Genomic DNA, 13,371 nt, shown 5'->3' with positions numbered 1-13,371 from the left:
CGACGGCGGCCCGTTCCCGCGGGACCGGGCCGCCGTTCGGGAAGACTCAGCTGCAGGCGGCGCCGTTGAGGCGGAAGCCGGTCGGGGCGGCGGCGTTGCCGGTGTGGGTGGCCTGGTAGCCGATGGTGGTCGAGGCTCCGGCGGCGAGGGTGCCGTTGTAGCCGACGTCGGTCGCGGTGACGGTGCCGGTGGCGGGGCGGTAGGTGGCGTTCCAGCCGGAGGTGATCGTCTGTCCGGCGGCCAGGGTGAAGGTCAGCGTCCAGCCGTCGACCGCCGTACCGCCGGTGTTGACGATCGTGATGTTGTCGGTCAGCCCGGTGTTCCAGGCGCTGACCGCGGTGGTGACCCGGCAGGCGCCGGTCGGGGTGTTGGACGGCGAGGCGGACGGGGTCGCCGACGGGCTGCCGCCGGGCGGCGGGCTCGTGCTGGTGCCGCCGGCCGCGCTGATGATGGCGTCGATGATGCTCTGCTGGGTGACCGTCGCGGAGCTGCGGTTGAACAGCCCGAAGCCGTACGCCCCGGTGTAGCCGTTGTCCCAGTACGCGGTGGCCGCGCCGTACTTCTTGGCCGCGGTGACCAGGGCGCGCGCGTAGTCGGCGCGGTACCGGTTGTTGGTGGGGTCCGCCGCGGTCTTGTCGATCGAGCCGTACTCACCGACCAGGACCGGGTAGCCGCGCGCCACGAACGTGTCGTGCACCTTCTTCAGCTGGCCGTCGAGGTAGTCGGCCTGCCCCCAGGTGGACGTCTTCGCGGGGTTGGTGGCATTCGGGCCCCACTGGGTGACGGTGCCGTCCTCCTGGCCGGTGAAGTCCCACGGGTCGTAGTAGTGGACCGAGATCATGATCCGCTGCTCGGTGCCGGGGATCGACGTCGACCGGTACTGGTCGGTGGGCAGCGCGAATCCGTAGTTGCCGACCGTGTAGTCGATGTTGGTGTTCCAGCCGGGGACGAGCAGCCAGCGCGAGGCGTTGGTGCCACCGGTCCTGCGGACCGTGTCGACGAAGATCTGGTTGTACGCGTTGATGTTGGAGTAGCACGGCTGCGTCGGGTTGCCGTACTGGCCGTCGAACTCCTCGTTCATCGACTCGAGGATCAGGTGCTCGGTGTAGCTCGCGAACCTGGTCGCGACCTGCTGCCACACCTTCTGGTACCGGGCCCTGACCGTCGTCTGGTCGGCGGCGTCGCAGATCAGCCACGAGCCCGTGACGGATTTGTAGCCGTCACCGTGCATGTTGATCACCACGTACAAACCCTGGTTGTACGCGTAGTCGACCACCTCCTGGATCCGGTTCAGCCAGGTGGCGTCAACCGTGTAGGTCGGGGCGGCGCCGATGGCGCCCAGGTAGGAGACCGGAATCCGGATCGTCCTGAAGCCGGCCGCCTTCACCCGGTTGATCAGGGCCTGCGTGATGACCGGGTTGCCCCACGCCGTCTCGCCGGGGATGCCGTTGTTGCTGGCTTCGAGCTGGTTGCCGAGGTTCCAGCCGGCGCCCATGTCGGTCACCAGCTGAGGAGTGGTCAGCGGGGCGGCCGCCTCGGCGGACGCCGACGCCGACGTCACGCCGTACGCGGCTCCGGCCAGGGCCAGCGCGGCGGCGGTGAACGCGAGCCCGGCCTTTCTTGCCATCGATCTCATGGGGCTTCCTCTCGTGCGGTCCGCGGCGCCGAAACGGCGGTGAATCCGTTTCGCGCCTCGCCGAGAAGTGTCGAATGGGAACGCTCCCAGGTCAATCGAACCGCTTCGATAACGCGGCCCTCGGGGAAGGAACGGCCTACCGGAGCCGGAGGTCCCAGGTCAGCTCCCACACCCGGACCGTCGTGTCCCGGCAGGCGGCGACCAGGAAACGGCCGTCCGGGCTCAGGCAGGCCGCGGTGATCGCGTCCGGCCGGTCCGCGGGTTCGAACAGCGGGTCGCCGGTCGCGAGGTCGTGCAGACTCAGCAGGTGGTCGCCCGCGGCCACGGCGTAGCGGCCGTCGTGACTGAGCTGGACGTCGGCGAGGTGCGACCAGTCCGGCGGCTCGAAGGCGCGCAGCCGATCGCCCGACGCGAGGTCCCACAGCCCGGCGCGGCCGTCGGAGTCGACGGTGAGGACGCTGCCGCCGTCGGCGCTGAGCCGAACGACCTCCACTTCTTCGGGGTCGAGGACGCGCACACAGTCTCCGGTGTCCGGATCCCACACGCGGGCCGTGCCGTCGTGGCTGCCGGAGACGGCCAGCCGCCCGTCCGGGGTGATGGCGACGGTCGGCACGCCGCCGGTGTGGCCGTCCAGGCGGCGCAGGCGGGTGCCGGTGGTCAGGTCCCACACCAGCAGGCGGTCGCCGTCGCGGGCGCTGGACACCGCCCGGCGGCCGTCGGCACTGACCGCCACCGAGTACACGACGCTGCCCTGCCCGGTCAGCGTGCGCACACACGCACCGGACTCGGCATCCCAGACCCGGATCGTCTTGTCGCGGCCTGCCGAGACGATCGTACGACCGGTGCCGTCGGTGGTGACCGACAGCACCGAGCCGGTGTGGCCGGTGAGCGTGCGAAGGCACGCGCCCGATTCCAGGTCCCAGATCCGCAGCGTGCCGTCGCGGCCGCCGGAGATCGCGGTGCGGCTGCCCGGGACGGCGCAGATCGACTCGACGCGGTCGGTGTGACCGTGCAGCGTGCGCGTGACCAGCACGTCCTCGACCGCGACGCGGTCGATCCGGGCGCTCAGCCGCTGCCAGGCACGCAGGGCACGCGGCGTCCGATCATGCCGCCGGTCGGTGCGCAACCGGACCAGCAGGGCGTGCGCCGTGCCGAAATCCTCCTCGGCGATCGCCCGCTCCGCCCGATCGAGGAGGGTGTCCGCCTCGGCGTTGATCACGACGATTGCGGCGTACGAGCGTGGCACGCACGGCTGGGGCGGCGCGGCATAGCCGGTGGGCGCCGGGATGTCCCACACCCGCACCACGCCGCTCAACCCACCGGCCGCCGCGGTCCGGCCGTCCGCGCTCAGCGCCGCCGTGTCGTCGTAGTCGCTGGTGAACGTGCGCTGGCAGCGCCCGATCCGCAGATCCCAGAGCCGCACGGTGTGGTCGGTCCCGCCCGCCGACACGGCGTACCGGCCGTCGGCGCTGACGTCCAGCCCGCGTGCCTCACGGACATGCCCGGTGAGCCGATGGCGGCACTGTCCACTGTCGAGGTCCCAGACGCGCAGCACCGGGTCGAACTGGCCGGCGGAGACGGCCACCCGGCCGTCGGCGCTGAGCCGGATCACGCCGACGAGGGAACGGTGCCCTTCGAGGTGTGCCAGGCACTCTCCGGTCCGCAGGTCCCACAGCCGCAGGACACGGTCGAGGCCGGACGACACGGCCCGCGTCCCGTCGGCCGACACCCCGGCCCCGATGATCGGTCCGCCGGGGTCGATCACCCGCAGCAGCCGGCCCGCGTGCAGGTCCCACACCTGCAACCCACTCCGCACCGTGATCACGGCGGTCCGTGCCTCGGGGTCGGTCCAGATGTCGACGACCCGGTCGCCGGTCTCCAGCCGTCGCCGCAGCCTGCCGTCCTCAGCGGTGCGCCACGAGACGGTCCCGTCGCCGGTGCCGGACAGCACGTGCCCCCCATCCGGGGTGAGGTGCAGGGCGGTGGCCGTGGCGGTGTGCTCGTGCGCCTCCTGCAGGCATCGGCCCGTCCTGGTGTCCCACACCTGCACCGTCTCGTTCCCGGCGGTCGCGGCGATCCGGCCGTCGGCGCTCAGGCGTACGTGGTCGACCTGCCGGCCCGGGCCCGCGTGCAGCGAGTCCGAGCGGATCCCCGGCCGGACCTGAACCGTGCGCGGCTGCAGCCGGTGCGGGCGTTCGGCCTGCACGGCGTACCGGAAAGCGTCGGTGTCCTTCGCGGTCCGCAGCAGCAGCGGCAGCGCGGCGGCGGCATCGCCGCGCTCCAGATGGACCAGGGCGCGCAGGTGATCGCTGTCCAGGGCGGCCAGCAGCCGGTCGTCGGTCAGTTCGCCGGTGCGCCAGCGCAGCAGACCGCTGTGGTAGGTGGCCTCGGGGTGCCCCGGATGCACGGCCAGTGCCTGGTCGAAAAGGGACTGCGCGGCGTCGACGCGGCCGAGCACGGTCAGCATGATGCCGTGATCGGTGAGCTCATCCGACGTCCGGGTGAGCGGGACAGGGGCCGGTCGCGGGTAGGGCCGGCCGCACTCCTGCCGGTAGGTCCCGGTCAGGCGGTCGATGACGTCCGCCATCCGCAGGCCGTCCGGCAGGGCGGGCCCGCCCAGCTCGCGCACCAGTCTCCGGACGGCGGTCACGTCGGCCTGCCAGGCGGCCGCCGCGGGGACGCCGAAGCCGGTGATCTTGACGGTGCCGTCCGGGGTGACCAGCACGGCGTCCGGCCCCACCGCGCCGTGGGCGACGTCGTGGCGGTGCGCGTGCTCGAGGCCCCGGGCGGCCTGGATCGCGATGTCGAGGGCCTGGTCGATGGTGGACACGGCGTCGATGCGCAGCGGGCCGCCGTCGACCTGCTCGGCGTCGGCGTAGTAGCGGGCGCGGACGTTCGGGTGCCGACTCAGCGACATCCAGCGTTCCGCGGCTTCGTCCTCGGGCCGGGTGCTCATGCGACCGTCAGCACGGCGAGGCCCTCGGCACATCCGATCGCCAGCCGGGAGCCGGCCGCGGCCAGGGTGAGCACCTTGCTGCCCATCCGGTGCGAGCTCAGGCGGCGCCAGTCCAGCGGATCCCGCAACTCGACCTCGTCCCGGCGGGCGACGGCCAGCACCTGCCCGCCGCCGGCGTCGGTGAGCAGGCACGGGTGCCGGCCGGGTAGCTCGCCGAGGACCTCCCGGCTGACGACGTCGTGGACCTGGACCGTGCCGTCGGCGGTGCCGACCGCCAGCAGTACACGGTCGTGCCCGGCCGGTGTCGCGGCCAGCGACCACACCGGCGCCCGCTCGGCGAACGGGTCGCCGACCGGCAGCCCGGTGACCGGATCCCACAGCCGGGCCGCCCAGCTGCCGCCGCGTGCCGGCGTGGCGTTGCTCGCGGCCAGCAGCGTGCGGCCGTCCGGCATCGGCACCGCCGCGACCGCCCGCAGCGGCGGCCGGTCGAGCCGGGTGAACATGTCGCTGGCACTGGCCCCGGTCTCCGGATCGCGCAGCCGCAGGACGTTCACGTCGTTGCCGACGGCGAGCAGGGTGCGCCCGTCCGGCATGACGATCGGCGCCATCGAGCGGACCACGTGCGAGCGGGCCGCGGGCACCTCGGCGAGGAGCTTGCCGGTCACCGGGTCCCGGGAGCGGATGGTGCCGGCCTGGTCGCAGGTCACCAGCACGAGCCGGCCGTCCGGCAGGGATGCCGACGCCACGGCGGTGACAGCCCCGGCGTGCCCGGTCAGGGGAGCGCGGGCGGGTTCGCCGGTGAGCACGTCCCAGAAGCGGACGCCGGTGGTCAGCACCGTGCGGCCGCCGGGCAGCGTCACCGGCGCCAGCAGGTCCACCGGGCCGACCCGTTCGGCGTCGGGCAGCGGTGGTGTCTCCGCCGGATCCCACAGCCACAGGGTGCCGTCCGGGCCCGGCCCGGCCAGCAGGGTGGGGTCACCGGGCACTGCCGCCACCGGCCGCGGGACGCCGTTCGTGCCGGCGTCACCGACCCGGCGGCCGGAACCCGGATCCCACAGCCCGCCCCCGGCGGCCAGCAACGGAACCGGGCCGGGCACGGCCAGTGGGCCGGCACCCTCGATCGGGCCGCCGATCCGCCGGCCGGTGGCCGCGTCCCACAGCCGGGTGACGAGACCGTCGTCCTCGTCCCCTCGGGACACCGCCAGGATCAGCCGGCCGTCCGGTTGCGGCAGGGCCACCAGCCGATGCGGGTGGGCCTCGTCGTGCCGGGTACGCAGCACCTGGCCCAGCGGATCCCCGGTCAGCGGATCCCAGGAGCGGACCACCGCCTGGCTGTCGTCGCCGTGCAGGGTCAGCAGCAGGGGACGGCCGTCCGAGGTTTTCGCCGCCGTCACCGCCCAGATGCCCGGCGGCCACGGACCGGCCACCGGATCGCCGGTGGCCGGGTCCCACAGTCGCAGCGTGCCCGCCACCTCCTCGACGACGGCGAGCAGGTGACGGCCGTCCGGAACCGAAACCGCCGCCAGGCCCGACCCGTCGAACGGGCCGGGCAGGGGCGCGCCGACCCGCTCACCCGATGCCGGGCGCCACACCTGCACCAGCGGACCGTCGGCGTCGGCGTAGGCGACCGCGAGGAGGCCGGGCAGCGCCACCATCGCCAGGACCGCCTCCGCCGGGTGGGTCAGCGGCTCGCCGACCCGCTCGCCGGTCGCCGTGTCCCACAGCGACACGACCGCGGGCGGCCCGTCCCCGCCGGCGACCGCCAGCAGGGTGCGGCCGTCGCCGCCGGTGACGACGGCCACCACCTCGGCACCCTCCACGTCGACCCGGAGTGCCGGCCGCAGCCTGCGGGCCGGCCGCTCCCAGGCGATCACCGCGTCGTCCATGTCGGCCGCCTCCCCGATGTCGAGCCGACCGCCAGGTTACCCAGCGCCCGCACCCCGGGCCGGACGCCGCCGCCCGCCGGTCAGCGCAACGCGCGGCGTCCCTTGACGACCCCGAGGACGATCGAGGCGATCAGCGCCACGACGCCGATGATCAGCAGCCACTTCAGCGCTTTGAGCAGCAGTCCCAGCACGATCAGCACCACCGCGGCAACACCGAGGGTGACAAGCAGCGCACGCATGGCGGATCTCCTTCCGCGCCGGCACCCCGCCGGATCGCCAGCGGTGCGTACCCGGCGCCCGGCAGCTGTATGCACCGTCGGGGCCGCCGGTCCGCCTGCCGCGTGTGGCGGCCCGTCGAAGGGGCGATCAGGTACGCCGCTGCGATCGGCCGCCGTCAGTGGCGCGGATGCCGAAATTCCCGAACGCGGGCCTGACCGCCCTGGGATCAACGCCTTGGCCGGCCGGCCCACCGAGCGGCAATCCCACGGCATCGGCACCGCCGTCATTCACACCGCCGAGGCTTTCGCCGCCCGCCGCGGTCACCGCCACATCGGCCTCGGTGTCGGCGACGGCCGCCACCCGAGACTCCTCAGCTACGCGACGTGACGGTGCTCGTCGCCACGATCGCCGGCCGGACCACGGCGGTTGACCCTCCAGACCATCGAGCCGCCGAATGACTTGTCACCATCTCAAGGGCGTGCGCTGAACTGAGCAGCAGCAAGAGCCGCGGTCAACGCGGCACCGGGATCGGCTCTTGCGGCCAGTCGGCCACGATGACTAAGGGGTTTGAGTCCGGCGATCGATATTCGTCGCCGGGAAGGTACTCGATGTGCTGATGCCGGTTCACGCCCCGGTCGTCCGCGGCCTCGGCCAGATGCGCCACGCCGTCGAGCCCGTCCCACAAGATGTCGAGGTATTCGCGGCCGCCGGAAACATGCAACGTGGTCGCATCTCGCAGGCCGACGAGCAGCGGGCCGCCGGTCACCTCCTGCACCACAGAGCCGCCGGCGATCGCTACCTCCAGAGGTGTCGCACCTGACTGGCGGAGCCGCTGGCTGAGGGCACGGAGTGCGGCCGGCGGGCCGGCGAGCTCCAGTTCGCCGTCATTAACGGAAAGACGACAAAGCTGATGATCACCCATCCGCTCATTCTCGCTTCCCCTACCGCCAGGGCGGGAAGCACCCGCTCGCTGGTTCAGAGAAGGCACTGGGACAAGGTGAATGCGGCGGAACCAGCCGATCTAGCCTTCGACGCCGCCCGTCTCGTGGGCTCCTTCGATGCCTGGCTGGCAGTAGAAGACGTCCAGGCCGATCCCCGGTGAGTTCACGAATACTGACGCCGAACGCGTCTGAACTCGCGGCCGCAACAGCCCAGGGGCGGGCGAGTTCGACCTTCGTCGGGTGATGCTCGACGATGAACTCGTGGAGATCAGCGAACTGCTGCAGCCGGGTGTGACCAAGCCCCACGTCGATCACGCCGCGCGTGCTTCCTGGCTCGCCGCCATGCACGAGGCGATGAGAAGCGTCGGCGGGGCCGTTGTCACCGCTGCCGAGGAACCGGCGGTGGGCCGCAACTATTACCGGGTGGGCGTGGAAGCCCGTGACAGTATCGCAGGGGCCATCTTGTTCAACGCGGCCGCGGTGTTGGTCGCTGCGGCCGAGGCGACCGATCCTCAGGAGATCGCTGTGGTGTTCGCAGCCGTGCCAGGCAGCGGGGTGTTCTCGGAGCGAGGATTTCAGGTGGCCAGCCCAGAACAGCTCAATGAACCGCTCAGCGAGCACCATCTGCACGCGCTCACGGCGGATGAGCGGCGTGATGTCGTCTACCACCGTCCGTCTCGACTCGGAGATCTGCTGTTCAACTGGTTCGACTGACGCGTAATGCCATCAGGCGGAGCACGGCCGAGTGGGCGCCTTGCGATAGTGCCGATCGTGAACTTCCCTCTGGATGAGCTGGGGCCAGCCGTGTCGGCTCGGGCCGAGACCCTGGGAACGGCTGGGACTCGAATGGCGGCTTCGCCCGGTCGCGCCGAACCACGGCAAGCCGGTGATCGTCAGTGAGTTCGAGTCGGCGGCCTGGCAGGGCGGCCTGCTGATCTGGATCAGCGGCGAAGCGGAGCTTGATGCCGTCCGTGTCTCCGATGATCAAGCGGTTAGCAAGCACTACGACCTGACCGGGCTGGACGACCTGGAAGTGCTGCTCGGCGAACTGGACGCTCTGCTGACCTCCGGTCGCGTTCCCGATGCCGCCGTTGTCCACCAGCATCCGTTCTGCCAGATACCGGCCATCGCCGGACAACACGGCGCGATCGTGCCGAGAAGCGGACGTTGAACCAGCGGCCACGCATGCCTCACCGTGTCGGAGAATGGGCTGATGTCGCACGCGCACGTCCTTGTCCACCCTTCGCCGCTGGGCGCGCGTGCGCAGGATTTCTTGACTGCGCACGCGCGGGTGGTGCCTGTTGAGGCAGGACCGAGCGATGACGAGTGCCGGGCTGCGATGCGCTCGGTGCTTGGACACAGCGACGAGAGCGCCCTGACCACTTTCCGGCGCATCCAGCAACGATATTCGGGGTTGACCTACTTCAGCCATTTCCGCGGCGCCGAGATCGTGTTCGAGCCCTCGTTCGAGGTGGATCGCGATACCGCGCAGGTTCTTTTCGAGTACGCCGTCATGGACGTCACGCCCGACGGTTGTCGCAGTGGACTCGTACGGCCCGACGAAGCGGTGTGGTTCGGCTTTCTGCACGTGGATGTGCCGGCGTTTCCCTCGCTTGACCACTTTTTGGAGTGTGATGCCCTACTTCATCACGCCCGCCAGCAGCGGCTTTTGTCCGCCGCGACTCCGCTGGATGCCAATGCCTACCTGACCGCCCTCCGCGCTCGCCATCCAGGCCTACGGCCGGTGAAATCGGCAAGCGGATTCTCAGTGGGTTGGTGGAGCGATGACGAGCGACTCGTGTACGTCAACGGCTTCGAAGCGCGACTGGCGGCTGACGGACGCGCCATGAGCCCTGTGCCGACCGTCGTGACGACCTGGCTCATCGACGAACCCCTTCGATAGGGGAGCCCGCAGCCACTCTTGGCGACTCCGCACCCGCTCATGCCGATGACAGTGCGTGGTTATTTCAGCCTGCTGGTGTAAGAGGATTCTGCTAAGCGTGAGTAAGAAATCTTCGGAGTTCAGGCTCTGCCTCACGCCATGCACTGATTACCTCCGCGCGCCGCACGATTAGGCGCATCCTCCTCCCTGGCGGTGGGGCCCATGGTGGCGGTTCACCCCACGCCCGTTTCGGGCGGGTAGTGAACGCGAAGACCATATCTTGCTCGGTTGTTTCAAGCGTGATGGTCAGGTGGTCGAAGGTATCGCCAAGGATCAGAGGCTTCGGTCCGTGCGTGCTCCGCCATTCTGCGATGGCGACCAAGGTCTGTAGATCCTGGATATGCGGATAGAGGGCGGTGGTCGTGGCATCACCGAGCGCGTTGCCACGAACGTAGAGTTGGAAAATCCCGAAACGGCCGTCGTTGCTGGTCGGCGTGTACTCCGCCCTGAACTCCCAGATGTCTCCACCGCCGACCGTCGTGTCCCGCCGTACCGCGCGCTGCCAGATCAAGGGCCACGGCAAGCTGGCGCGAGGAGGAACTGGGGGGCGATCGCCCGACGCGTTCCAGGGATATGCCGACCGGTCCCAGGAGCGGGCTCCACAATGCGGACAATGCGGCGGCAGCCGAGTGCGCTCGCACGCCGGGCAGCGGTCAGCGGGGACTTCGCCTGACCGGTACGCGTCAATCAGGCGGGCCACCACTGTCACCAGGGGTTCCGTCGGGTGATGCTCCGGATCTGGGCAGAACGCGAGCCATTGCGGCCATGCATACCAAGCGTCATCGTCTCCAGGTCGACGTCGGCCCACAGCCTTATCCTTCCGACGTCGCACAGAGAACGCCTGCACTTCGGCGAGCCAGAGTCGTCGAGCGTCCTCCAATTCGGCAACGGCGCGAAGAAGCGAGTCAGGATCTGACTCCAACGACACGGGTATACCCGCTCGGAGGACCAGGTGGTGCCAGGTGGCACGAAAACCGTACGGGGCGAAATGCAGAACACATTCACGTAGCGCAAGTAAACGGTGGTGCAGCGGCAAACCGACGTTCCGAACTCGGCCCGCCTGTGCCGGGAAGCTACTCACGTCACGAGCTTAAAAGCACCTAACACGATCTGTTGAATCGATGTTCATCAGCGTTGCGGAGTGAGGATCAGTCTCGTTCCGGTCTTCGTGAGCAAGGCCTGGGTCGTCGATGACGAGTTGTGGAAGCTGATCGAGCCGGTGCTGCCTGCTTGGCCAGCGAGGGCGCCGGGACCGCGGCCGGTGCCGGACCGGCTGTGCTTGCAGGGCATCCTGTTCGTCCTGCACACCGGGATCGGCTGGGAGGACCTGCCGCAGGAGCTCGGGTTCGGCTCGGGGATGACCTGCTGGCGCAGGCTGCAGCGGTGGACCGAGGCAGGCGTGTTCGACCAGGTCCACCAGATACTGCTGGACAAGCTGAACGCGGCGAACCGGATCGACTGGTCGAGAGCGGCGATTGACGCCAGTCACATCGACGCTAAAAAGGGGGTGCCGGGACAGGCCCGTCGCCGGTCAACCGGGGCAAGCCCGGCTCCAAGCACCACCTGATCTGCGACGGCAACGGCACCCCGATCTACGTGCTGACCAGCGGCGCGAACGTACCTGACATCAAACGTGCCCTGGATCTGCTCGACTGCTACCCGCCGATCGCCGGCAGGCTGGGCCGGCCTCGGCGCCGGTTCGCGGCGCTGCTGGCTGACAAGGCCTACAGCAGTGCGGCGTTCCGCCAGGCCTGCCGTGAACGTGGCACCGAACCCCTCATCCCCAAACCGAAGGCCACCGGGATCAAGGGCCTCGGCAAGCTCCGGTACGTCGTCGAGCAGACCTTCGCTCTGCTGCATCAGTTCCGCCGATTGGCTGTTCGCTGGGAGCGCCGCCTCGACATCCACGACGGCTTCGTCAGCCTTGCCTGCGTCCTGATCTGCTGGCGCAGATTGATCAATTGGACCGATCAGAGATCGTGTTAGGAGTTTTAAGGATCTCCAAGGCCGAGAAACCAGCGTAATACCGCAGCTGTCGCTCACGCGGCCCGGCAGGCCCTCTCATGCCGCGATCCGGATGTCGATGAGCTTCTCCTGGTGGCCCGGAGTAGGTAGCGGAGCGGCATCACGTGGATGGTGCCGGGTCGGCGCTGCGGTGCGGGAGAATCCGGGCGCGGTCGGCTTCGTCGCCTCCGCACTCAGCCCCACCGCCGGCGAAGTCGAGGCACCTCCGCTCCAGCCGGCGCAGGCGATCCACCGGTAGGTGCGCGAACGTCCGCCAAGAGCCGGAGCCCTCCACCTCGACGACCCGCGTCGCCCGCCACGACTTCGCCGACCCCTGCCGGTTCCCGCTGAAGCCTCTCCGGACCGCGCCGGGCTGATGACCAGTCGGATCCCGGCCTCGACGACACGGGCGATCTCGCCGCGGGTCAGGAGGGTGCGGTGTGGTGGTAGGCGAGGATGGCGCCCGGGTGCTCCAGGTTCGTCGTGGGCCGGCCGTCGCGGCCGAGGGTGGTTCCGGACGGGTCGGTGGCGACGAAGACGGTGCGGCCGTCCGGGCTGATCGCGACGTCCCGGTAGCGGTCGACGGTGTGCAGTTCGGCGACCGGGTCGCCGGCGCCGCCGGGCGGGATCCGGTACACCGTGCCGTCCTTGAGGGCCGGCATCAGCAGCGACCCGCGCCAGGCCGGGATGCCCGGGGCGTCGTAGAAGTCCAGGCTCGACGGTGCCACGGTGGGCCAGCACATGTTCGCGGCGCCGGTGCAGCGTGCGTCGCGGAAATCGTAGCCGTCGGGCACGGTGCCGATGGTGCGCAGCGGATCGGTGTACGCCGGGCTGGTGAAGCCGGTCTCGGTGTAGGTGGGCACCGAGGGCGGGATCGTGTAGTCGCTGTAGGTCAGCGAGGAGCACGGCGCCGGCGCCGAAGCGGACCAGTCGGCGTACCGGTAGGCCTTGTCGTCGCGGCGGCCGGCGACCCGCGGCCAACCGTAGTCCCCGCCCGGGCGGATCTGGTTGATCTCGTCGTCGGTTTTCGGGCCCTGTTCGCTGGAGTACAGCCGGCCGTGCCCGAAGACCAGGCCCTGCGGATTGCGGTGGCCGTAGGACCAGACATGCGTGCGTACGCCGCCGAGCACCGGATTGTCGGCCGGAACCGTGCCGTCCCGGTCGAGCCGGAGCACCTTGCCCTGGTAGGCGGACCGGTCCCGTGGCCCGGCCGGCAGGTCGCGAGCCCGGTTCCGCAGGCAGAACCGGTCGAGCTGGTCGTTGCCCTGGTCGCCGATCGTGTAGTAGAGCTTGTCGTCCTCGCCCAGCACGAGCCGACCGGCGTCGTGATCCGGGCTGGCCGGCAGTCCGGTCAGCAGGTCGGCGTGGTGGCGCAGCGTGCCGGTCGAGGCGTCGTACCGGAAATCGGAGATCTTGAATTGCTCCCGCATGCCGGCGGACGGGTCGGCGTCGTAGCTGTAGGCGAGGTAGACGTCCGGCAACCGCAGCGCCATGCCGAGCAGGCCGTCCTGCCCCCGCGTGCCCCCGACCGCTTCGGTGACGGTGCCGGCCACCCTGGTGGCGCCGGTTCCCGGGTCGATGCGCAGCACCCGGTGCCCGCTGCGCTCGGTCACCCAGAGCCAGCCGTCCGGCCCGGTCAGCACCTCCCAGGGGTTCCGTAGGCCGGCGGCGAGCACCCGCATCGCGAAGCCGCCCGCCGCGGGCACCGTGGGGGAGCAGGTCAGCAGGACGGCGGTCGACGCCGCCAGCAGAAGTCCGCGCACCGGGCGCGCATACCCGGATCGGGA

11 protein-coding genes are annotated in these 13,371 nt (G+C 70.5%); 4 read left to right on the top strand and 7 right to left on the bottom strand.

The annotated features are described in order from the left end of the window. Nucleotides 1-46: 46 nt before the first annotated feature. The 6 genes from ACSP50_RS30135 to ACSP50_RS42590 form a co-directional block, all read right to left on the bottom strand. Nucleotides 47-1,636 (bottom strand): cellulase family glycosylhydrolase, encoded by a 1,590-nt coding sequence (locus tag ACSP50_RS30135; protein ID WP_014693083.1) that lies wholly within the window; start codon nucleotides 1,634-1,636, stop codon nucleotides 47-49. Between the two features lie 136 nt (nucleotides 1,637-1,772). After that, nucleotides 1,773-4,592, bottom strand: coding sequence for a hypothetical protein (locus ACSP50_RS30130; RefSeq protein ID WP_014693082.1), 2,820 nt, complete (start codon nucleotides 4,590-4,592; stop codon nucleotides 1,773-1,775). Continuing rightward, nucleotides 4,589-6,478 (bottom strand): WD40 repeat domain-containing protein, encoded by a 1,890-nt coding sequence (locus tag ACSP50_RS42600; RefSeq protein WP_014693081.1) that lies wholly within the window; start codon nucleotides 6,476-6,478, stop codon nucleotides 4,589-4,591. The genes ACSP50_RS30130 and ACSP50_RS42600 overlap by 4 nt, the downstream gene beginning before the upstream one ends. A gap of 80 nt (nucleotides 6,479-6,558) precedes the next feature. Next, entirely contained in the window at nucleotides 6,559-6,717 is a 159-nt protein-coding gene (locus ACSP50_RS43200) for a hypothetical protein (RefSeq protein ID WP_014693080.1), read from the bottom strand. A 127-nt stretch (nucleotides 6,718-6,844) separates the two neighbouring features. Continuing rightward, the gene (locus ACSP50_RS42595) at nucleotides 6,845-7,057 is read right to left on the bottom strand and encodes a hypothetical protein (protein ID WP_014693079.1); all 213 of its coding nucleotides are present in this window, start codon (nucleotides 7,055-7,057) and stop codon (nucleotides 6,845-6,847) included. A gap of 151 nt (nucleotides 7,058-7,208) precedes the next feature. After that, complete coding sequence (locus ACSP50_RS42590; protein ID WP_014693078.1) at nucleotides 7,209-7,619, bottom strand: hypothetical protein; 411 nt, start codon at nucleotides 7,617-7,619, stop codon at nucleotides 7,209-7,211. A gap of 262 nt (nucleotides 7,620-7,881) precedes the next feature. On the opposite strand from ACSP50_RS42590, the gene ACSP50_RS30120 reads away from it, so the two are divergent. From ACSP50_RS30120 to ACSP50_RS30105, 4 genes are all read left to right on the top strand, one after another. Next, the gene (locus ACSP50_RS30120) at nucleotides 7,882-8,352 is read left to right on the top strand and encodes a hypothetical protein (RefSeq protein WP_014693077.1); all 471 of its coding nucleotides are present in this window, start codon (nucleotides 7,882-7,884) and stop codon (nucleotides 8,350-8,352) included. Nucleotides 8,353-8,524: 172 nt separating this feature from the next. Further along, nucleotides 8,525-8,809 (top strand): hypothetical protein, encoded by a 285-nt coding sequence (locus ACSP50_RS30115; RefSeq protein ID WP_155123676.1) that lies wholly within the window; start codon nucleotides 8,525-8,527, stop codon nucleotides 8,807-8,809. Nucleotides 8,810-8,851: 42 nt separating this feature from the next. Then, the gene (locus tag ACSP50_RS42585; RefSeq protein WP_155123675.1) at nucleotides 8,852-9,541 is read left to right on the top strand and encodes a hypothetical protein; all 690 of its coding nucleotides are present in this window, start codon (nucleotides 8,852-8,854) and stop codon (nucleotides 9,539-9,541) included. Between the two features lie 1,207 nt (nucleotides 9,542-10,748). Then, a protein-coding gene (locus ACSP50_RS30105) for an IS5 family transposase (protein ID WP_085945659.1) occupies nucleotides 10,749-11,566 on the top strand; the annotation gives its coding sequence in 2 pieces (ribosomal slippage) (nucleotides 10,749-11,079 and nucleotides 11,079-11,566; 819 coding nt in all). Nucleotides 11,567-12,009: 443 nt separating this feature from the next. Here ACSP50_RS30105 and ACSP50_RS30100 read toward each other — a convergent pair. Then, nucleotides 12,010-13,347 carry a glucose/sorbosone family PQQ-dependent dehydrogenase gene (locus tag ACSP50_RS30100; RefSeq protein ID WP_014693072.1) on the bottom strand — a complete coding sequence of 446 codons (1,338 nt, stop codon included), beginning with the start codon at nucleotides 13,345-13,347 and terminating at the stop codon, nucleotides 12,010-12,012. Between the last annotated feature and the right edge of the window lie 24 nt (nucleotides 13,348-13,371).

This window comes from Actinoplanes sp. SE50/110 (assembly GCF_900119315.1).
GTDB lineage: Bacteria > Actinomycetota > Actinomycetes > Mycobacteriales > Micromonosporaceae > Actinoplanes.
The sequence above is the reverse complement of the archived record's forward strand: the minus strand, read 5'-3'. Positions and strand labels throughout refer to the sequence as shown.